At 63.0% G+C, this 22,082-nt stretch carries 15 protein-coding genes; 11 read left to right on the plus strand and 4 right to left on the minus strand.

The annotated features are described in order from the left end of the window. The first annotated feature begins 13 nt into the window (after nt 1-13). From B5525_RS02770 to B5525_RS02780, 3 genes are read left to right on the plus strand one after another with little or no spacing between them, the layout of a single operon-like run. Nucleotides 14-1,813: an FAD-dependent oxidoreductase gene (locus B5525_RS02770; protein ID WP_079572849.1), complete on the plus strand. Its 1,800-nt coding sequence runs from the start codon at nt 14-16 to the stop codon at nt 1,811-1,813. Further along, nucleotides 1,783-3,630 carry a 2-oxoacid:acceptor oxidoreductase subunit alpha gene (locus tag B5525_RS02775; protein WP_079564549.1) on the plus strand — a complete coding sequence of 616 codons (1,848 nt, stop codon included), beginning with the start codon at nt 1,783-1,785 and terminating at the stop codon, nt 3,628-3,630. The genes B5525_RS02770 and B5525_RS02775 overlap by 31 nt, the downstream gene beginning before the upstream one ends. Beyond that, nucleotides 3,627-4,682 (plus strand): 2-oxoacid:ferredoxin oxidoreductase subunit beta, encoded by a 1,056-nt coding sequence (locus B5525_RS02780; protein WP_079564550.1) that lies wholly within the window; start codon nt 3,627-3,629, stop codon nt 4,680-4,682. Before B5525_RS02775 ends, B5525_RS02780 begins: the two co-directional genes overlap by 4 nt. A gap of 68 nt (nt 4,683-4,750) precedes the next feature. Here B5525_RS02780 and B5525_RS02785 read toward each other — a convergent pair whose 3' ends face one another. Further along, nucleotides 4,751-5,764: a carbon-nitrogen hydrolase family protein gene (locus B5525_RS02785; RefSeq protein ID WP_079572851.1), complete on the minus strand. Its 1,014-nt coding sequence runs from the start codon at nt 5,762-5,764 to the stop codon at nt 4,751-4,753. Nucleotides 5,765-6,059: 295 nt separating this feature from the next. On the opposite strand from B5525_RS02785, the gene B5525_RS02790 reads away from it, so the two are divergent. The 7 genes from B5525_RS02790 (at nt 6,060) to B5525_RS02820 (ending at nt 14,866) form a co-directional block, all read left to right on the plus strand. Continuing rightward, entirely contained in the window at nt 6,060-7,016 is a 957-nt protein-coding gene (locus B5525_RS02790; RefSeq protein WP_079564551.1) for a helix-turn-helix domain-containing protein, read from the plus strand. Between the two features lie 226 nt (nt 7,017-7,242). Further along, nucleotides 7,243-10,089 carry a bifunctional transaldolase/phosoglucose isomerase gene (locus tag B5525_RS02795; protein WP_079572853.1) on the plus strand — a complete coding sequence of 949 codons (2,847 nt, stop codon included), beginning with the start codon at nt 7,243-7,245 and terminating at the stop codon, nt 10,087-10,089. Between the two features lie 90 nt (nt 10,090-10,179). Beyond that, on the plus strand, nt 10,180-11,217 hold the full coding sequence (gene gnd / locus B5525_RS02800) for a phosphogluconate dehydrogenase (NAD(+)-dependent, decarboxylating) (protein ID WP_079564552.1): 1,038 nt from the start codon (nt 10,180-10,182) through the stop codon (nt 11,215-11,217). Continuing rightward, nucleotides 11,214-12,743 carry a glucose-6-phosphate dehydrogenase gene (gene zwf / locus B5525_RS02805; RefSeq protein WP_244567815.1) on the plus strand — a complete coding sequence of 510 codons (1,530 nt, stop codon included), beginning with the start codon at nt 11,214-11,216 and terminating at the stop codon, nt 12,741-12,743. Before gnd ends, zwf begins: the two co-directional genes overlap by 4 nt. A gap of 5 nt (nt 12,744-12,748) precedes the next feature. After that, on the plus strand, nt 12,749-13,495 hold the full coding sequence (gene pgl, locus B5525_RS02810) for a 6-phosphogluconolactonase (RefSeq protein ID WP_079564553.1): 747 nt from the start codon (nt 12,749-12,751) through the stop codon (nt 13,493-13,495). A 31-nt stretch (nt 13,496-13,526) separates the two neighbouring features. Further along, nucleotides 13,527-14,045, plus strand: a complete 519-nt coding sequence (locus B5525_RS02815) for a gluconokinase (RefSeq protein WP_079572857.1) — start codon at nt 13,527-13,529, stop codon at nt 14,043-14,045. Next, on the plus strand, nt 14,042-14,866 hold the full coding sequence (locus B5525_RS02820) for a Cof-type HAD-IIB family hydrolase (protein ID WP_079564554.1): 825 nt from the start codon (nt 14,042-14,044) through the stop codon (nt 14,864-14,866). The genes B5525_RS02815 and B5525_RS02820 overlap by 4 nt, the downstream gene beginning before the upstream one ends. Before the next feature lie 160 nt (nt 14,867-15,026). Here B5525_RS02820 and B5525_RS02825 read toward each other — a convergent pair whose 3' ends face one another. The 3 genes from B5525_RS02825 to malQ form a co-directional block, all read right to left on the minus strand. Next, the gene (locus B5525_RS02825) at nt 15,027-16,028 is read right to left on the minus strand and encodes a L,D-transpeptidase family protein (protein WP_079564555.1); all 1,002 of its coding nucleotides are present in this window, start codon (nt 16,026-16,028) and stop codon (nt 15,027-15,029) included. A 106-nt stretch (nt 16,029-16,134) separates the two neighbouring features. Then, nucleotides 16,135-17,937, minus strand: a complete 1,803-nt coding sequence (locus tag B5525_RS02830; protein WP_079564556.1) for a glycoside hydrolase family 15 protein — start codon at nt 17,935-17,937, stop codon at nt 16,135-16,137. Between the two features lie 30 nt (nt 17,938-17,967). Beyond that, a complete protein-coding gene (gene malQ, locus B5525_RS02835; RefSeq protein ID WP_079564557.1) occupies nt 17,968-19,920 on the minus strand; it encodes a 4-alpha-glucanotransferase in 1,953 nt (650 codons plus the stop codon). A 200-nt stretch (nt 19,921-20,120) separates the two neighbouring features. Between malQ and B5525_RS02840 the strand changes: the two genes are divergently transcribed. Beyond that, a complete protein-coding gene (locus B5525_RS02840) occupies nt 20,121-22,076 on the plus strand; it encodes an alpha-1,4-glucan--maltose-1-phosphate maltosyltransferase (RefSeq protein WP_079564558.1) in 1,956 nt (651 codons plus the stop codon). The last annotated feature ends 6 nt before the right edge of the window (nt 22,077-22,082 follow it).

Here is a 22,082-nt window from a genome sequence, read left to right on the forward strand (position 1 = left end):
GGATAAGGTAGGAATGAAACCGACTGATATCGCTGCACCCGATTACTTCCACAAAGTCGTCGATTGCCAGTGGGCCTGTCCCGCGCATACGCCCGTTCCTGAGTACATCCGCTTGATCGCCGAGGGCCGCTACAGCGACGCCTACATGATCAATTGGAAATCGAACGTGTTCCCGGGAATTCTCGGACGCACCTGCGATCGTCCCTGCGAGCCGGCGTGCCGTCGCGGCCGCGTCGAGGAGACGCCGGTCGCGATCTGCCGGCTGAAGCGTGTCGCCGCCGACTTCAAGGACGACGTCAAGGGCCGCATGCCGCGCCCGTCGGCGAAGAACGGCAAGCGCATCGCCATCATCGGCGGCGGCCCCGCCTCGCTCACGGTGGCGCGCGACCTCGCCCCGCTCGGCTATCACTGCACCGTGTTCGATTCCGACCCCAAGGCCGGCGGCATGATGCGGACGCAGATTCCGAAATTCCGCTTGCCGGATTCGGTGATCGACGAGGAAACCGATTACATCCTCAACCTCGGCATCGAGTTCAAGGGCGGCCAACGCATCGACAGCCTGAAGAAGCTACTCGGAGAGAACTACGACGCGGTCTTCGTCGGCTCCGGCGCGCCGCGCGGCCGCGAGCTCGAGATTCCCGGCCGCAAGGAAGCCGCGGGCAATATTCACATCGGCATCGACTGGCTCGCCTCGGTCTCGTTCGAACACATCAGCAAGATCGGCAAGCGCGTGATCGTGCTCGGCGGCGGCAACACCGCGATGGACTGCTGCCGCACCGCGCGCCGGCTCGGCGGCGAGGACGTCAAGGTGATCGTGCGTTCCGGCTTCGAGGAGATGAAGGCCTCTCCCTGGGAGAAGGAGGACGCGCTCCACGAGGACATCCCGATCCTCAATTTCATGGTGCCGGTGGCATTCGTCCACAATAATGGCAAGCTCGCCGGCGTCACCTTCCAGAAGGTGAAGGCCGAATACGATGCCAAGGGCCGTCGCAATCTGGTGCCGACCGGCGACCCCGACCAGACCATTCCCTGCGACGACGTGCTGGTGGCGGTCGGCCAGGAAAACGCCTTCCCGTGGATCGAGCGCGACTGCGGCGTCGAATTCGACAAGTGGAATATGCCCAGGGTCGACGCCAAGACCATGGGCTCGACCAACCCGAAAGTGTTCTTCGGCGGCGACGCCGCGTTCGGGCCGAAGAACATCATCTGGGCGGTGGCGCATGGCCACGACGCCGCACTGTCGATCCACAAGCTCTGCTCCGGCGAGGACATCACCGAGCGTCCGCTGCCCGAGGTGCATGTCTCGTCGCAGAAGATGGGCATCCACGAATGGAGCTACGACAACGACATCTCCGCCGACAAGCGCTACAAGGTGCCGCATCGCGACAAGGTGGTAGCGCTGAAGGACATCCGCGCCGAGGTCGAACTCGGCTATGACGTCAAGCTCGCGCTCGGCGAGGCGCATCGCTGCCTGAATTGCGACGTGCAGACCGTGTTCTCCGCGCCGCTCTGCATCGAGTGCGACGCCTGCGTCGATATCTGCCCGATGGACTGCATCACCTTCACGCCAAACGGCGACGAAGCTGATTTGCGGGCACGGCTGAAAGCGCCCTCGCCGCATCTCGACCAGGACCTCTATGTCGCCGACGGGCTGAAGACCGGGCGGGTGATGGTCAAGGATGAAGACGTCTGCTTGCACTGCGGCCTGTGCGCCGAACGCTGTCCCACTGGGGCCTGGGACATGCAGAAATACCTCATCGATATGACCCACGCAGGTACATCATGCCCGTCCAAAAGCCGATCAGCAGCGTAAACGATTTCGTCGTCCGGTTCGCCAACGTCAACGGTTCGGGCTCGGCGAGCGCCAACGAGCTGTTCGCGCGTTCCATCCTGCGCCACGGCGTACCGGTTTCGCCGCGCAACATCTTCCCCTCCAACATCCAGGGCCTGCCGACCTGGTACGAGGTGCGGGTAACCGAGGAAGGCCATCTCGGCGCCCGCGGCGGGGTCGACATGATGGTGGCGATGAACCCGCAGACCTGGGACAAGGACGTCGCCTCGATCGAGCTCGGCGGCTATCTGTTCTACGATTCGACCAAACCGATGCCGTCGTCGAAATTTCGCAACGACATCACCGTGATCGGCGTGCCGCTGACCGCGATCACCAATTCGACCTACACCGATCCGCGCCAGCGCCAGCTGTTCAAGAACATCATCTATCTCGGCGCCGTGTGCGCGCTGATTGATCTGGACCCGAAACTGGTCGAGCAGCTGATCGGCGAACAGTACAAGGGTAAGGAAAAGCTCCTGTCGTCGAACGTCCACGCGCTGCATCTCGGCCGCGACTGGGCGCTGCAGAACCTCAAATGCCCGATCGGCCTGCGGGTCAAGAAGGCCGACAAGGTCGGCGACCGCATCTTCATCGAGGGCAACAGCGCAGCGGCGCTCGGTGCCGTCTATGGCGGCGCCACCGTCTGCGCCTGGTACCCGATCACGCCGTCATCGTCGCTGGCCGACGCCTTCGGCGCCCATTGCAAGAAGCTGCGGCACGATCCCGAGACCGGCAAGGCCAAATACGCCATCGTGCAGGGCGAGGACGAACTGGCCTCGATCGGCATCGTGATCGGCGCGTCCTGGAACGGCGCGCGCGCCTTCACCGCGACCTCCGGCCCCGGCATCTCGCTGATGCAGGAGTTCATCGGCCTGTCCTACTTCGCCGAAATTCCGGCTGTGATCATGAACGTGCAGCGCGCCGGTCCCTCGACCGGCATGCCGACGCGCACCCAGCAATGCGACATTTTCATCTGCGCCTATGCCTCGCATGGCGATACCAAGCACGTGCTGCTGTTTCCGGAGGATCCGGCCGAGGCGTTCGAATTCGCCGCCACCGCCTTCGATCTCGCCGAACGGCTGCAGACCACGATCTTCCTGATGCTCGATCTCGATATCGGCATGAATCATCGCCTGTGCCGCCCACTGCGCTGGGACGATGCCCGCCAGTATGACCGGGGCAAGGTGATGACGGCGGAGATGCTGGAGGAAGGCCGCGATTTCGGCCGCTATCTCGACATCGACGGCGACGGCATCGCCTACCGCACCTATCCCGGCACCCACCCGACCAAGGGCTCCTACTTCACCCGCGGCACCTCGCGCGACCGCTACGCGCGCTATTCCGAGGAAGGCTCGGTCTATGCCGACAACATGCAGCGGCTGGTGCGCAAGTTCGAGACCGCCCAGGATATGGTGCCGCGGCCGCTGCAGGCCAACGCCGCCAAGCCGACCAAATACGGCGTGATCTATTTCGGCTCGACTTCGCCGGCGATGGACGAGGCGATCGGACTGCTGGAAGCGCGCGGCCACCAGCTCGACCGCCTGCGCATCCGCGCCTTCCCGTTCCATTCCAGCGTGGCGAGTTTTATTGCCGACCACGATTTTGTTTACGTCGTCGAGCAGAACCGCGATGCCCAGCTTCGCTCGCTGATCGTCAACGAGAACGGCATCGATCCCGTTCGCCTCGTGCCGATCCTGCACTATGACGGCACGCCGATCACCGCGCGCTTCATCGCCAATTCCATCGCCGACCACCAGGACCAGCTCCAGGTCACCCCGCTCCGCAAGGTAAAGTCATGACCTATATCGCCAAGCCGAAATTCCAGCATCCGGGGCTTCCGAAGAACGACCTCGGCTATACCCATCGGGATTACGAGGGCAAGGTTTCGACGCTGTGCGCCGGCTGCGGCCATGACTCGATCACGGCCTCGATCATCGAGGCCTGTTTCGAGCTTTCGATCGAGCCGCACCGCGTCGCCAAGATTTCCGGCATCGGCTGCTCCTCGAAGACGCCGGATTATTTCCTCGGCAATTCGCACGGCTTCAATTCGGTGCATGGCCGCATGCCGTCGGTGCTGACCGGCGCCAACCTCGCCAACCGCGACCTGATCTATCTCGGCGTTTCCGGCGACGGCGACTCGGCCTCGATCGGCTTCGGCCAGTTCGCGCATTCGATCCGGCGCGGCGTCAACATGACCTATATCGTCGAAAACAACGGCGTTTACGGCCTCACCAAGGGGCAGTTCTCGGCCACCGCCGATCGCGGCTCGAAGTCCAAGAAGGGCGTGACCAATACCGACAACGCCATTGACCTCGTGGCGATCGCGCTGCAGCTCGGCGCCACCTTCGTGGCGCGCAGCTTCTCCGGCGACAAGTCGCAACTGGTGCCGCTGATCTCCGCCGCCATCGAGCATCGCGGCTCGGCCTTCATCGACGTGATCAGCCCCTGCATCGCCTTCAACAACCATGCGGGCTCGACCAAGAGTTTTGATTATGTCCGCGAACACAATGACGCGGTGAACCGTCTCGACGTGCTCACCGGCCGCGAACCGATCACGGTCGACTATGCGCCGGGCACCGTACAGGTGGTCGAGCAGCACGACGGCTCGCGGCTGGCGCTGCGCAAGATCGACGCCGATTACGATCCGAGCGATCGCGTCGCGGCGATGACCTTCCTGCAGAAGCACGCCGCCAAGGGCCAGATCGTCACCGGCCTGCTCTACATCGATCCCGATGCGGATGATTTGCACACCCATCTCGACACGGTCGAGAAGCCGCTCAACACGCTCGACGCCAAGGCGCTGTGCCCCGGCTCCGCGACGCTGGACAAGATCAACGCCGGCCTGCGCTAGAGCGGTTCAAAGAGCGCACGAGGTTCGTCGCTCGACGGATCTCGTTGGCTCGGCCATGCACGCCGGCATTATTTGGCAGCTGCGACCTCGACGACTGCCTCGGTGTCGATCGGCAGTGAGAAATGCTCCACCCGTCTGGACGGCTTGTTGTTGAACAGGAGCCGCGTGACATCGGGCCTTGAATAGTGCCCGGCGGGATCGGCCGCGTTCTTGGCGACGCCAATCATGCCAAGATCGATGTCAGCGCAGAGCAGGCCCTCCTGATCCTGGGGAAGTTTCTCGGCAAGCGATGAGCCGTCGGGACCGTAAATGACGGCGTGGCCGCCGCCGGCATGAAGGAGCTGGTTCTTGTCGGGCGTGTCGCAGATTTCATCGATCATCGCCTGCGACACGGTTGCGCAAGGGCCCAGGACAAAACAGGAGCCCTCGACCGCATACACCTTGCTGGCGGCATTGTTGACTTCCGCGCCCAGCGCGTGTGCAAACGGGTCGTACAGCGAGAAACTCGGCCAGGCCGCGACATGCACCTGCTCGTCCTGAGCATACATGGCGTATTTCGACAGCGGCTGGAGATGCTCCCAGCAGCAAAGTGCGCCCAGCCGGCCGATATCGGGACGCGCATGAACCGCGAGATCGCTGCCGTCGCCATCCCCGAACACCGTTCGCTCGGCATGGGTCGGACGCAGCTTGCGGCGCTTGGCAATGGTCTCGCCGTCGGGTCCGATCAGCCATTGAGCGAGGTAAAGGCTGCCACCGCTCCGCTCAGACAGGCCGAGAACGGCGGTAATGCCGGCGCTGCGAACCGCATCGCGCAACTTCTCGGCCTGCGCACTGTCGTAGGAAAGCGAATTGTCGAAATAGCGTTGGACGAAGCCGCGCCCGATCGCCCAGGCCGGCGCTCCCATCCAGATGTACCACGGGTATCCCGGGATAAACGCTTCGGGGAAGGCGATTAACTTCGCGCCAGCGTTCGCCGCTTCTTTGATCAGGCCGATGGTTTTGTCGACCGTTGCGTCGAGATCGAGCCACACCGGCGCGGCCTGGACCACCGCCACCTTGTACTTGGGATGTTGAACACCCATGGATTTTGCCCTCCGCTGCATCAGCCAAGCCAGAGCGGTCATCCGCCCGTTGCAATCGTTCAATCTACCGGTGCCGGAAAAGCCTGCTTGATCGAGGCGGAAGAAAGACTTGACCGACAAGGAAGCAAAAGGGCTCGGAACCTTGGGACGCATCTTGTCTGGGGAACGCGTGCGCCCTAAGCTTCCTCTTGTATTTTGCCCGGTGGGCGGCGGACCCACTGGCGCAAATCAGCCGGCTTTTGCTTGCGCGCCGCGACAAGAATGACATCGTTCTGATCGGCAGGAGGATTCTTCCGTGACCGTTCGATACGACACCGCTTCGGAACCGGCGCGTCGCCGCCTCGCGGTGTGGCAGGATATCGTTTGCGATGTCTTCGTTGGGCTTGATTGCAAATCGGACCTCGAGGATTTTCGCGGCTCGGTAGCGCAAACAAATTTCGGCGGATTGTCACTGACACGAGTCGAATCCTCGAGACAGAGAGTTTTCCGAACACCATCGCGAATTGCGCGAGCGAAAGAGGACTACGTGCTGTTCGCCTTTGGGGCCACCGGCGTCGGAGGCGTCATCCAGGATGGTCGCGAAGCGCTGATCAGGCCTGGCGAGTTCGCACTTTACGACACCACGCGGCCTTATGAACTTTCCTTCGATACGGACTTCTCCCAGACCATTCTCCAGGTTCCCCGCAAACTCGCGCTGGAACGCCTGGGACGGGTGGACGATCTGACGGCAGTGACATTCTCCTCCGACCGTCCGCTCCACCGCCTCGCCTCGGATTTCATTGCCGGCCTGTCGCAGATTATCGAAGTAGTCGAAACGCCCGCGGCCGAACGGCTGTCCGGCCAGGCACTCGACCTGGTCGCCATCGCGCTTGGCCAGACGGTGGAGGCGCACCGGTCGTCGACCTACAGGTCAGCCCTGCTCTATCGGCTGAAAGCCTATATTCGTGGCCGTTTGCCGGATCCACGGCTGTGCCTGACCGAAACCGCGGCGGCCATGGGCATTTCGCCGCGATACGTCAATGCCTTGCTCGAATCGGAGAACGAATCGTTCGGCAGGTACGTGTTGGCGCACCGGCTTGAGGCATGCCGAAATCATCTTGCCGATCCCGCGCTCGCCCACCGGCATATCACCGAGATCGCCTTTGCATGGGGATTCAACGATCCGTCGCACTTCAGCAGATCGTTCAAGGACAGGTTCGGCATTTCGCCGCGCGACTATCGCGCCAGCAGTCGCAAGGATACCTTCATCTGACGCCATAAGGGCGGCGCTTCGTCGTTCGTTTGAGAAATTCCTGCCGGGAATCAACACCGAATGGCCGATTCCCGATGGATCGATATGTTGTGAATGGCGTTACCCCCGGGGGACGCGCATATTTCCGTCGTCGGCACCCTCTATAAGGGCTGGTTGACAACGTTCGGCTTCCCGCCGGAAGGTGCGGGAACCCGAAGGGGACCAGCCCGAACAGAACAAGGCCATCATGAATCCCGTCAAAGCGCTCGAAAACCACGGCCAGGCGATCTGGCTGGATTTCCTGGCCCGCGGCTTTATCGCCAAGGGTGATCTGCAAAAATTGATCGATACCGACGGCGTCAAGGGCGTCACCTCGAATCCGTCGATTTTCGAGAAAGCGATCGGCAGTTCCGACGAATATGACGGCGCGATCGGCAGCGCCCTGAAAAAGGGCGACCGCACCGTGGCCGAGCTGTTCGAGCACGTCGCGGTCGAAGACATCCAGCACGCAGCCGACGTGTTGCGCCCGGTCTATGACCACCTCAGGGGTGACGACGGTTTTGTCAGTCTGGAAGTCTCGCCCTATCTGGCGATGGACACCAAAGGCACCATCGCCGAGGCCGAGCGGCTGTGGAAGGAGGTTCACCGCAAGAACCTGATGGTGAAGGTGCCGGCGACGCCGGAAGGCCTGCCCGCGATCGAGCATTTGATCGGCGAAGGCATCAGCATCAACATCACGCTGCTGTTCTCGCAAGATGTCTATATCGCAGTGGCCAAGGCCTATCTCGCCGGCCTGGAAAAATACGTCAAGGGCGGCGGGGATCCGTCCCATGTCGCCAGCGTTGCCAGCTTCTTCGTCAGCCGCATCGACAGCGCGGTCGACAAGCAGCTCGACGAAAAGATCGCGCGCGCCAACGACCCCAGCGAGAAGGAGCGCCTCGCCGCGCTGAAGGGCAAGATCGCGATCGCGAATGCAAAGCTCGCCTATCAGGAATACAAAAAGCTGTTTTCCGGGCCGCGCTGGGAGAAGCTTGCGGCCAAGGGCGCAAAACCGCAGCGGCTGCTGTGGGCTTCGACCGGCACCAAGAACAAGGACTATAGCGATGTGCTCTATGTCGAGGAGCTGATCGGTCCCAATACGGTCAACACCGTGCCGCCAGCAACGCTTGACGCCTTCCGCGACCATGGCACGCCGCGCGATAGCCTCGAGGAGGATATCGAGGACGCCAAACACATCCTCGCCGAGCTCGAAAAGTCCGGCATCTCGCTCGATGCGATCACCGAGGAACTGGTCAGAGACGGCGTCAAGCTATTCGCCGACGCCGCCGACAAGCTCTACGGCGCGGTCGCGCACAAGCGCGCCACCGTGCTCGGCGCCGGCCTCGACCGGCAGGCGCTCGCGCTCGGCGGCGAGATCGACAAGGCGGTCAGGACGGCGACCGAGGAGTGGCGCGCCTCGGCGACCATTCGCCGGCTCTGGCAGCACGACAAGTCAGTCTGGACCGGCACCGACGAGAACAAATGGCTAGGCTGGCTGAACAGCCCTGCGGCAGCCGACATCGCCGACTACGAGGATTACGCGCATCGGGTGAAGGGACAAAACTTCAGCGACGCGGTGGTGCTGGGCATGGGCGGATCGAGCCTCGGACCCGAAGTGCTGGCCGAGACCTATGCCAGGCAGCCGGGCTTTCCGAAACTGCATGTGCTCGACTCCACCGATCCGGCGCAGGTCCGCAGCCTTCAAGCCAAGATCAATCTCGCCAACACCGTCTTCATCGTCTCCAGCAAATCCGGCGGCACCACCGAGCCGAACGTGATGAAGGATTATTTCTTCGCCCGCGTCTCCGAGACGATCGGCGCGGAGAAGGCCGGACATCGCTTCATCGCGGTGACCGATCCCGGCTCCTCGCTGGAGAAGGTCGCGACCAAGCAGGGCTTTGCCCGGATTTTCCACGGCGATCCCACCATCGGCGGACGCTATTCCGTGCTGTCGCCGTTCGGGCTGGTGCCGGCCGCGACCGCCGGCATCGATGTGCGCACCTTGATCAGGCACACGCTTTCGATGGTCCGTTCCTGCGGACCGGACGTGCCGCCGCATGAAAATCCCGGCGTGCAGCTTGGGCTCGCCATCGGGCTCGCCGGCCTCGACGGCCGTGACAAGGTGACCATCCTGTCGTCGAAGAAGATCGCCGATTTCGGCGCCTGGGCCGAACAGCTGATTGCGGAATCCACCGGCAAGGAAGGCAAGGGCCTGATTCCGATCGACGGCGAGCCGCTGGCCGATCCCTCGGTCTATGGCCACGACCGGTTCTTCATCGATATCCGGACCGAAGGCGAGGACGACGCCGCGCATGACGACAGACTGGCCGCGCTGGAAAAAGCCGGTCATCCCGTGGTGCGCATCGTGATGAAATCGGTCGATCATATCGGCCAGGAATTTTTCCGGTTCGAGATGGCGACCGCGGTCGCCGGCGCGGTGCTCGGCATCAACCCATTCAATCAGCCCGATGTCGAGGCCGCCAAGATCAAGACCCGCGAATTGACCGCCGCGTTCGAGAAATCCGGCAAGCTGCCGGCGGAAGAGCCGGTGATGTCCTCAGACGAGGCCGATCTCTATACCGACGCGAAAAATGCCGCCGCCCTGTGGCAGGCCGGCGCCAATGGCGATCTCGGCTCGTGGATCAAGGCGCATCTTTCCCGCTGCGGGACCGACGACTATCTGGCCCTGCTCGCCTATATCGAACGCGATGGCGCGCATATCGACGCGCTCCAGCACATGCGGCTTGCGGTGCGTGACAAGCGCCATGTCGCCACCTGCGCCGAATTCGGCCCGCGCTTCCTGCATTCCACCGGACAAGCCTACAAGGGCGGCCCCGACAGCGGCGTGTTCCTGCAGATCACCGCCGACGAGACAAAAGATCTCGCCGTGCCCGGCCAGAAGGCCAGTTTCGGCGTGATCAAGGCGGCGCAGGCGCGCGGCGATTTCGACGTGCTGACCGAGCGCGGCCGGCGCGCGCTGCGCGTGCATCTGAAGGGCGATCTCGAAGCGGGCTTGAAGATGCTCGATACGGCCATCATGGAAGCGTTGAACTAGAGCATGATCCCGACCCGAAGGGCCGCGTTAGCGCAAAGTGGGAACCGGTTTTCGGATAAGGTCATGCTCACATAAAAGGACGTCACAAAAATGCAGCTCGGCATGATCGGCTTGGGACGGATGGGCGGCAACATCGTCCGCCGGCTGATGAAGCACGGACACACGACCATCGTTTACGACAAGGACGCCAAGGCGGTGGCGGCGATCGCGGCCGACGGCGCGGTCGGCACCGGCGCGCTCGAAGATTTCGTCAAGAAATTGACAAAACCGCGCACCGCCTGGGTGATGCTCCCGGCCGGCAAGATCACCGAAGCGACCATTGATGCGCTGGCCAAGCTGATGGAGCCCGGCGACGTCATCATCGACGGCGGCAACACGTTCTGGCAGGACGACGTCCGCCGCGGCAAGGCGCTGAAGGAGCGCGGCATCCACTACATCGACGTCGGCACCTCGGGCGGCGTCTGGGGTATCGACCGCGGCTATTGCATGATGATCGGCGGCGACAAGGCCGTGGTCGACCGGCTCGATCCGATTTTCGCCGCGCTGGCGCCGGGGATCGGCGATATCCCGCGCACCGCCGGGCGCGATGGACGCGATCCCCGCATCGAGCAGGGTTACATCCACGCCGGCCCGATCGGCGCCGGGCACTTCGTCAAGATGGTTCACAACGGCATCGAATACGGCCTGATGCAGGCCTATGCCGAAGGTTTTGACATTTTGAAGAACGCCGGTATCGCGGCGCTACCCGCCGAGCATCGCTTCGATTTGGATATTGCCGATATCGCCGAGGTGTGGCGGCGCGGCAGCGTGATCCCGTCGTGGCTGCTCGATCTGACGGCGTCCGCACTCGCCAGGAACGACACGCTGGATAATTATTCAGGGTTCGTCGAGGATTCCGGCGAGGGCCGCTGGACCGTCAATGCCGCGATCGACGAGGCGGTGCCGGCCGAGGTCCTGACCGCGGCTCTGTTCGCCCGCTTCCGTTCGCGCAAGGAACATACCTTCGCCGAAAAAATTCTCTCGGCAATGCGCGATGGCTTCGGCGGCCACAAGGAGCCGCAGCAGCATCCCGACCCGGCGCGGCAAAACGCGCCCGAAATCGTCAAACCAAAGGCCGGCCGCTCGTGACAGACGCTCTCCCCCAGACCCACCTGACAAACCAGAAGAAGCCCGATCCCTGCTCCTTCGTGATCTTCGGCGCTACCGGCGACCTGACGCACCGCCTGGTGATGCCGTCGCTCTACAATCTCGAAGCTACCGGGTTATTGCCCGACAAGTTCTGCGTGGTCGGCGTCGCCCGCAAGGGCACGTCGAACGACGATCTGCGCGACAGCCTGATGAAAGGGCTGCGGCAGTACGCCACCCGCCCGGTGGACGACAAGGTCGCCAGGCGACTGCTGGAATGCGTCACCAGCATCGAGGCCGATCCGGCGGATCCGACCTCGTTCGACGCGATGCGGGAGCGGCTGGAAAAACTGGAAACCAATCGCTCAACCGGCGGCAACCGGCTGTTCTATCTGGCGACGCCACCGACCGCGTTCGCCCCGATCAGCCGCCAGCTCGGCCGCACCGGCATGCTGAAAGAGGCCAACGGCGCGTGGCGGCGGCTGGTGGTCGAAAAACCGTTCGGGACTGATCTGGCCTCGGCCAAGGCCTTGAACGACGAATTGCTGCAAATCGTCACCGAGCACCAGATCTACCGGATCGATCACTATCTCGGCAAGGAGACGGTGCAGAACATCCTGGTGCTGCGCTTCGCCAACGGCATGTTCGAGCCGATCTGGAATCGCAATCATATCGACCACGTACAGATCACCGTCGACGAGAAGCTCGGCGTCGGCCACCGCGGCAGCTTCTACGACGCCACCGGCGCCCTGCGCGACATGGTGCCGAACCATCTGTTCCAACTGCTGTCGCTGGTCGCGATGGAGCCGCCGATCCGCTTCGACGCGCATTCGGTACGTTCGGAAAAGGCTGACGTGCTGGCGGCAATCCAGACCCAGAGCGAGACGGAGGCGCTACGTAACTCCGTGCGCGGCCAGTATCTGGGCGGCAGGATCGGCGACACCGAGATCGAGGATTACACCAGAACCGAGGATGTCGGGCCTGACAGCACCACCGAGACCTACGCGGCGCTGAAGCTGACCATCGACAATTGGCGCTGGGCCGGCGTGCCCTTCTACCTGCGTACCGGCAAGGCGCTGGGCATCAAGCGCACCGAAGTGGCGATCAAGTTCAAGCAGGCGCCCTTCGCGATGTTCAACTGCACCTCGGTCGACGCGCTGGCCGAGAATTACATGATGATCGGCGTCGAGCCGACCGAGGGCATCGCGCTGCAGTTCAACACCAAGATTCCGGGACCGACGATCACCCTCAGCGGCGTCGAGATGAAGTTCCGCTACAAGGATTACTTCAAGGCCGAACCCGCTACCGGCTATGAAACGCTGATCTATGACTGCATGATCGGTGACAACATCCTGTTCCAGCGCGCCGACAGCGTGGAAGCCGGCTGGAAAGCGGTGCAGCCGTTCCTTGACGCCTGGAAAAAGGCCGGCGCCAAAGGCCTCGAGAAATACAAGGCCGGCAGCGAAGGTCCCACTGGCGCCGAAGAACTGCTCAAGCGCGACGGCCGTACCTGGCGCAAGCTGAGTTAAATCGGATGGTTGCGAGCGGTCATCGTCAGGTCATCGCGGTTCCCGATTCGGCTGCGCTTGCGAAAGCCGCCGCGGAGCGCCTGCTGGCCAGGATCGCCGGCCATAGCGAGCGAGCGGCGATTTGCCTGACCGGGGGCTCAAGCCCGAAACAACTCTACCAGTTGCTCGCGACCGACCCCTGGCGGACCCAAATCCCCTGGGATCGCGTGCACTGGTTCATCGGCGACGAACGCTTTGTCAGATCGGACGATCCGCTCAACAACATGAGCATGGCGCGGCGGGCGTTTCTGGACGCTTGCGCGCCCGCGGCCAACATTCATCCGATCCCCACCGACACCGTCAATCCGGATGAGGCCGCGCGCCGCTACGAACGCATCCTGCAGTCGTTTTACGGCGCCGATCGCCTCGATCCCAACAGGCCCCTGTTCGATATCGTGCTGATGGGCGTGGGGCCCGACGGCCATACCGCCTCGCTTTTCCCGCTCTACCCGTCCATCGCCGAGACCGAGCGCTGGGTGGTCGGCGTCCCAAAGGCGCATGTCGAACCCTTCGTGCCCCGGGTGACGCTCACCCTGCCGGCGCTTGGCTCCTGCCGGGAAATGCTGTTCGAGGTGGCCGGCTCCGAAAAGCGTGCGATCTTGACGCGAGTGCTCGCAGGCGAGACCCTGCCCGCGAATCAGGCGCGCTCCACGCGCGAGACCATCTGGCTCGTGGACCAGGCCGCGCTTCCGGAGAATTTTAGTGGAGGGTAAAACGGACAAGATCCCCTGCGCGCTGATCGTGATGGGCGTGTCCGGCTCCGGCAAAAGCACGATCGGGGAACGATTAGCCGAACGCCTGGCCTGGAGCTACGAGGACGGCGACAAGTTTCATCCCGCCAGCAACGTCGCCAAGATGAGCGCCGGCCAGCCGCTCACCGACAACGACCGTTGGCCCTGGCTGATGGCGATTGCCGACGAAATCGACCGGATATGCCTGGCGGGCCGGCACGCCGTGATCGCCTGCTCGGCGCTGAAGCGGGCCTATCGCGACGTGCTGGTGCATGGACGACGCGACGTCCGCATCATCTTCCTCGATGGCACGCAGGAATTGATCGCGAACCGCCTTGCGCAGCGCAAAGGCCATTTCATGCCGCCGGGACTGCTGGAAAGCCAGTTCGAGACGCTGGAGCCGCCCGATGCGAGCGAAAATCCCGCGACCGTCTCGATCGACGCTTCCGTCGACGCTGTTGTCGACGACATCATCCGCCAGCTCAAGCTTGGTGCCCTCGACAGCGGCGTGGCCCGCAGGAACCGCGCATGACCCGCATCGCCCTCGTTGTCTCCGATGTCGACGGTACGCTGGTGACAAAGGACAAAACCCTGACCGATCGTGCTCAGGACGCGGTGCGCCGGCTGCACCAGGCCGGCATCGGCTTCACCATCACCTCGAGCCGCCCGACCATCGGCATGCGCTTCCTGATCGAGCCGCTGGCGATCACGCTTCCGGTCGGCGCCTTCAACGGAAGCTCGATCGTTGCGCCCGATCTGACGCCGATCGAGGAACATCTGATCCCGCCTTCGACGGTCGAACGCAGCATCGAAGTGCTCAACGAATTCGGTGTCGATATCTGGCTGTTCACCAACGAGAAGTGGCTCACCCGCAACGGCGACGGCGAATACGTCCCGCATGAAAAGCGCGCGATTCGCGCTGATCCGACCGTGGTTGCGGATTTTTCGCCCTATCTCGCGTCAGCGTGCAAGATCGTCGGCTCCAGCGCCGATCCGGCGCTGCTGCAACGCTGTGAGCTGGCGATGCAGCAAGCCCTCGACGCGCGGGCGACCGCCGTGCGGTCGCAAAGCTATTACCTCGACGTCACCCCGCCGGGCCACGACAAGGGCACCTTCGTGGAGGCGATGGCGAAGCGTCTGGGTATCCCGACCGATCGGGTCGCCACCATCGGCGACATGCAGAACGATCTCGCGATGTTTAGGAAGAGCGGCCTGTCCTTCGCGATGGGCAACGCGACGGATGACGTCAAGCAGCAGGCGACGCATGTCACAGCCTCGAACGAGGACGAGGGGTTTGCGGCGGCGATGGAGATGATTTTGAAGGAGAATGAAGGGAGTGGAGCCGACCGTTGATGGCTCGTATTAGGGCGCAATCATCCCACAGAAAGTCGTCATGCCCGGGCTTGTCCCGGGCATCCACGTTGCGGCGACAAAGACGTGGGTGGCCGGGAAAAGCCCGGCCATGACGAATATTCCCACCTACCATTACGAGGGCCGCACTGCCAGCGTCTGCTCAGCTCTTTTGACCGGCTTGCGCCTGATCAATGAACACCACCGGCGTGCCCTTTTTAACGTTGGTGCCGAGCGCGGTCGCGTCCCAATTTGTCAGCCGGACGCAACCATGGGACTCGGCTTTGCTGACCTTGGACGGATTGGGTGTGCCATGGATGCCAATTCCCTCCGCGCCCAGCCCGATCCAGTATAATCCCACCGGATTATTAGGCCCGGGCTTGATCGTGAACGGCTTTTTGGATTTTACGCCCTTGAACTGGTAGTCCGGATTGTAGCGGTAGTTCGGGTTGGCATCGACGGAAATGACCTTGAAGCTGCCGCTCGGGCTGGGCTTGTCCTCGCTGCCGACGGTCGCCGGAAAGAAGGCGAGCAACGCATCGGATGAATCGAACGCCTTGACGGTCTGGCGCGACTTGTCGACTTCGATCCGCGCGATGGGCAATTTTCTGGCAGGTTTGTTGAGCACGTTGGCGACGAGGATGGTCTGGCCGGCGCGGTCAAATTTCTTGCCGAGGTTCAAGGCGGCCAACAGCCCCTCACTCATGTGAAACTTCTCGGCGATGGCCTCGCGCGGGCTTGTGTAACTAAGCGCCTCGAGGCCCTTCATCGCCTCCATCTTTGCCGGAAGTCTTTTCAAAAAGGGACCCCTCACGTCATTTTCCGAAATCGTGTATTCGGCAATGACGGGGTCATTGCTGGTCCCGGTGAGCGCTGCCCAGATCTCGGGCGTAAGCGGCTTGTCGGATGCCAGCCCTCTGGCTTCGGCAAAGGCTTTCAGGGCCTTTTGCGCGTTTTCGCCCAGCTTGCCGTCGATCTCTCCGGGTGAGAAAACAGCCCGGTCCAGAAGTACCTCGGCCTTTACGATCGCCGCATCGACCTTGTCTTTGCCGGAAGGCTTTGCGGAATATTGCGCGTCGTTGATCTTCGCCGCGTCGATTCCAGCCGCCATCGCTGGAAAGGCTAGCCATGCCAAAAAGATCGTGGAGAACAATCGGCAGATCATCCGCTGACCTCCGATAAAATCTCCCACAACAACAAATTTCGGGCTGGCAAGTTCCTCGCGCGCCAAAGAGAGACGAGGACGATTTCGGTTCGGCCTGGTTGACTTCTTATTTCGACCTTTGCATCGCCGGCTTCTCCGCCGACTTTCTCGCGTCACTCAGGTTGTGCGCGGTGTTGATCAGGGCGATGTGCGTCAGCGCCTGCGGGAAATTTCCAGTTTGACGCGCCAATCCGGAATCATATTCCTCCGCCAATAGCCCGAGATCGTTGGCCACACTCACCACGCGGTCGAACAGCGCCTGCGCCTTGTCGAGCTCGCCGGCCAGCACATAGGCGTCGGCGAGCCAGAGGCTGCAGGCGAGGAACGCACCTTCGATCGGCTGTACCTCGTCGCTGATCTCGCGTGGATCGTGACGCAGCACGAATCCGTCGCGCATCATGTGCTGTTCGATCGCCGCAATGGTGCCAAGCACCCGCGGGTCCGAGGCCGGCAGAAAGCCGACCGCGGGCAGCATGAGGATGCTGGCATCGAGCAGTTGCGAGCCATAGGATTCCACGAACGTGTTCTGCCTGGCGTCAAAACCCTTCTCGCAGACATCGCGGCAGATTTCGTCCCGCAGGACCCGCCAGCGCTCGACCGGCGCATCAAAACCGAATTGTTCGACGCTCTTGATGGCGCGGTCGAATGCGACCCATGTCATCACTTTCGACGAAACATAATGCTTGCCGTCGCCGCGGCGCTCCCAGATGCCGTGATCCGGGTGATTCCAGACTTCCGCCAGGTGCTGCACCACCGCACGTTCGAGATCCCAGGTGCCGTCATCGAGTTTCAGCTTGGCCACGCGCGACTGGTGAAAGGCGTCCATCAGTTCGCCGTAGACATCGAGCTGAAGCTGGGCGTGCGCGGCGTTACCGATCCGGACCGGCTGCGCGCCCTCATAGCCGGGCAGCCAGCCCGCCTCCCATTCCAAAAGCCTCCGCTCGCCCATGATGCCATACATGATCTGCATATTGGCGGGCGAACCCGCAGCGGCGCGCAGCAGCCAATTGTGCCAGGCGGACGCTTCCTCGGTATAGCCGGAGTTCATCAGCGCCAGCAGCGTGAAGGTGGCGTCGCGCAGCCAGCAGAAGCGGTAGTCCCAGTTGCGCTTCCCCCCGAGTTTTTCCGGCAGCGACGTCGTGGGCGCCGCGACGATGCCGCCGGTCGGCCCATAGGTCAGCGCCTTCAGCGTGATCAGCGAACGCATCACGAGGTCGCGGTGCTCGCCTGCATAGGTGCAATGGCTGCACCACTCGGTCCAGAAATCCTCGGTTGCCTGCAGCGCGTCGGCGGGATTGATGGGCTTTGGCACCGGCAGATGCGAGGGGCCGTAAGTGAGCACGAACGGGATGGTTTCACCTTCGCCGACCCAAAAATCAGCCACCGTGGTCAAATCTTCGCCACGGGTCTCGACCGGCGTGCGCAGCACGGTCATGTCCTGCCCACAGATCGCCAGCAGCGCGCCGTCCTCGGTGCGCTTGACCCAGGGGATGTCGATGCCGAATCCGAAACGGATCACGAGCTGCATCATGATCCTGACCCGCCCGCTGACGCCGCGCACCAGCCGGACCACGTCGGAAGCACTGCCGCGTGGCGGCATGAAATCGATCAGCGCGACGGCGCCATTGGCGGTCTCAAACCGCGTCTCCAGGATCAGCGTATCGTCCCAGTAGCGGCGGGAGGTTTTTGTCACCTCTTCCGCCGGCGCCATCAGCCATCGGCCGTTCCGGTGGGTGCCGAGCAGCCCGGCAAAACAGGCGTCGGAATCGAACGCCGGCCAGCACAGCCAGTCGATCGAGCCGTCGCGGCCGACCAAAGCCGCGGTCTCGCAATCGCCGATTAATCCATAGTCTTCGATTCGGCTGGACAAGGTATTGTCACCCGCTGATGTGATGGTGCGTCAGACCGCGGCGTGCATCCGCGCCGCGGTGGCTCGCTCGAGCGCGGCAACGTCGATTGCCGCCGCGATCTCGTCGAGCGCCAGCGGCAACCGCCGCCGCCAGTTCGGATGTTCATTGACGGTGCCGGGAATATTGGGCTGGTCGATCACGCCGAGCAGATCCTCCAGCGAGATCGCCAGCAGGCGGGATTTGGTCCGCGCCAGGAAGCCTGCCACCGCATAGAGATCATGGCCGTCGATGGCGTGGTGACGCAGCGCGTCGCTCAGCATCGTCAGCGCATGCCAGCGCGCCTCGTCGCTTTCGCCGGGATCGATCCCGAGCGAGCGCTTCAGCTTGAGGTCGCTGAACGAGCGCCAGCCGGCATAGGTCGACAGATCATGGGTGTTGAAGGTGACCAGCGCATTGGGCTTGTAATGGTCGATGCCGCGAAACCGGCCATGGTTGTCGCGCTCGAACATCATCACCTGATACGACCAGATGCCCCAGTCGGCCATCTCTTCGCGAAAGCCTTCCGGTACGGTGCCGAGGTCCTCGCCGATCACCACGCAGCGATGCGCCACGCTTTCCTGCGCGGTCGCCGCCAACAGCGCCTCGAACGGCATCCGCACATAGGCGCCGCTGTCGGGCGCAAAACCCTGCGGCACCAGATAGAGCCGCTTCAGGCCGAGCACGTGATCGAGCCGGATCGCACCGGCGTGCCGCATCGAGGCCTGCAGCATCTCCCGGTACGGTTCGAACGACTTGATCTCGAGACCCGCGGCATTGAAGCCGGCGAGCCCCCAGTCCTGGCCGGCGGTGTTGAGCGCATCCGGCGGCGCGCCGACGGCGAGACGGCGGGAGATCGCAGTCTGCTCGTTCCAGGCATCGAAACCGTTGGACTGCACGCCGACCGCGACATCGAGATAGAGGCCGACCTTCATGCCCTGCGATTTCGCCAGCGCCTGGCACGCCGCGAGCTGCCGGTCGGCAATCCACTGCACGAACTCGACGAATTCGATCTCATCTCTGTCGGCGCCCTGACGCAGCCGGGCGCAGCTGGCCTCATCGGGTTGCCGCCACTCCTCCGGCCATTCCCACCAGGGTCTGTTGAATTTGCGCCGGAGCACCTCGAAACAGGCGAAGCGCGACAACAGCGGCGCGCGCTCGGCGCGAAACCTCTCGAAATCCTGCCGGCGCTCACCTTCAGGGTTAACCTTAAAGGAATCGAAAGCGAAGCGCAGCGCGCGCCATTTCTGCTCGGCGACCGCCGCATAGTCGACGGTATCGCTCGCTCGCAGCCGGGCAAGCATGTCCTTGCGCTCGAACGCACGCTGAAACCCCGGCAGCTTTTCGACGTCGATATAAAGTGCGTTCAAGAACAGCCGGCTATTCGGCGAATAGGGGCTGCAATCGGCGGGGCGGTCGTCGAACAGCGCGTGCAGCGGATTGAGGCCGACGCCGTCCGCGCCCAAATGTCGCGCGAGTTCGATCAGCCCTTCGAGGTCGGTAAAGTCGCCGATTCCCCAATTGCGCGCCGATTTGATGCCGTAGAGCTGGACGGCCAGCAGCCAGCAGCGGTCGAAATCGCCGCTGAAGGCTTTTGCCGGCGCGACGATCAGCGGGGCTTCTTCGGTGAAGGAGGAGGCATCGGTCAGCTGCAGCCGGTAATTGCCTTCCGGCAGATCCGGCGGCCAGGCGACGACGGGCTCGTGGGCTTCCCCTTGCGCGATAACCTTAAGATCCGCCTCGATTTTCCAGCGCAGCGGTAATTTGGCAGCCTGTTTGAATTCGCTCCGCGCCGGACGGCCGGACCGGATCACCACCGCCTCGTCCAGAAAGCGGGTCGGCGTTCGAACCGGCAGGGCATCGATAATGATTTTCAGCGCAGTCTCGCTCGTCACGCGGTGGTTACCGAGAGCGTCGATAAAATCGGGCTGAATTCCGAGGTCTTTGGCTTTGGTGAAAAGGTCCATTCGGCACGCGGTTTGCACGCAACAGCGCGAGCCGTCGCGAAATTCTCTAGATGCAGGAATAGGATAGCCGTGTTTAACTGCAAAGTCGCCACGGCGTTCCCCGGGAACCAATGCCCGGCCAGCGGCTTTCTATATAGGTTCGGAGCGTCTCCTTTCCCGCAATCGAAACGGGACGTCGTTTCCATGTCAATGGCATCACCGTGAACAAAACAACTCAAACTGTCGAGAGCGCCGCGACCGGCGGCGCTTTCCATATCGAGGATATTTATCCGCTGATCGACGGCGGCCGCTTTCCGGTGAAGCGGATCGTCGGTGAGCGGGTCGAGGTCTGGGCTGATATCTATCGCGACGGACACGATGTGGTTGCCGCGGCGCTGGCCTGGCGCCGCGAGAGCGATCGTGAATGGCGCCGCGAGCCGATGACTGCTCAAGACAACGACCGCTGGATCGGGTCGTTCGTGCCGGATGCGCCGGGCCGCTACGTCTATGCGATCGAGGCCTGGACCGACGAGTTCGCGACCTGGCGGCACGGCTTCGAGCTGAAGCAGAAGGCCGGCGCCGACCTGACGCTGGATGCGCTCGAGGGTGCGGGCATGCTGACCAAGGCGCAGTCCGGCGGCCACGCCGCGGCCGCCATCATCCTGCGGCAATGCGAGGATTTCCTGCAGAGCGGCGAGGTTGCGCCGCTTTTGACCGAAGAATTAAAGGACGCCATGGCAGCGAGCCAGTTGCGGCCCGATCTGACGCGATCGCCGCTTTATCCGTTTGTCGCGGACCGGCCGCGGGCACGTAATGGCGCCTGGTACGAGATGGTGCCGCGCAGCCAGGGGAAGATTCCCGGCCAGCACGGCACCTTCGGGGACAGCATCGACCGCCTGCCCGATATCGCCGCGATGGGTTTCGACGTGATCTATCTGACGCCGATCCATCCGATCGGCCACACCAACCGCAAGGGCCGCAACAATGCGGTGACCGCGGCCGAGGGCGATCCCGGCAGTCCCTACGCCATCGGCTCGGCCGAAGGCGGCCATGACGCCGTGCATCCGGAACTCGGCACGCTGCAGGACTTCCGCGACTTCGTCGCGGCCTGCAAACAGCACGACATGGAGGTCGCGCTCGACTTCGCCGTGCAATGCTCGCCCGACCATCCCTGGCTCAAGGAGCATCCGCAATGGTTCAGGCGACGGCCGGATGGCTCGATGCGCTACGCGGAAAATCCGCCCAAGAAATATGAGGACATCGTCAACCCGGATTTTTCCTCCCCTGATGCCGGCGCGCTGTGGGATGCGCTGCGCGACGTCGTGCGTTTCTGGATCGACCAGGGCGTGAGGATTTTCCGCGTCGACAATCCCCACACCAAGCCGTTCCGGTTCTGGGAATGGCTGATCCACGACATCCAGCTTCTGCACCCCGACGTGATCTTCCTCGCCGAAGCCTTCACCCGCCCCAAACTGATGAAGGGGCTCGCCAAGCTCGGCTTCACCCAGTCCTACACCTACTTCACCTGGCGCACCCAGAAATGGGAGCTCGAGCAATATCTGATCGAGCTGACGTCCTATCCGGAGCGCGACTACTATCGCCCGAATTTCTTCGTCAATACGCCCGACATCCTGCCCTATCATCTGCAGGGCGGCGAGAGCTGGATGTTCAAATCGCGGGTCGCGCTGGCCGCGACGCTGTCCTCGAGCTACGGCATCTACAACGGCTTCGAACTCCTGGAACACGAACCGATTCCGGGCCGCGAGGAATATCTCGATTCCGAAAAATACGAGATCAAGGTGCGGGACTGGGACAGGCCGGACAATATCAAACCCTATATTCGCGATCTCAACCGCGCCCGCCGCGAGAACACGGCGCTGCTGCAGACCAGCCAATTGCGCTTCATCCCCGTCGACGACGGCAATGTGATCGCCTTCGTCAAGGAATCGATCAACCAGACCAACAGCGTCGTGGTCGCGATCGCGCTGTCGGGCGACGTGCATGAATTCTGGCTTGCGCTCGGCGATATCCAGGTCGGCATGGCCGGCGACCGGCGCCACGTCGGCGCCGTCGAGAATATCATGACCGGCGAACGTCATCCCCTGGACTGGGGCGGCATTCGGCTGCGGATCGATCCGGCGCGCGACCCCGCGCTGCTGTTTCGCTGCCTCGCGTAGGGGGCC

Source organism: Bradyrhizobium erythrophlei (assembly GCF_900129505.1).
Classification (GTDB): domain Bacteria; phylum Pseudomonadota; class Alphaproteobacteria; order Rhizobiales; family Xanthobacteraceae; genus Bradyrhizobium; species Bradyrhizobium erythrophlei_D.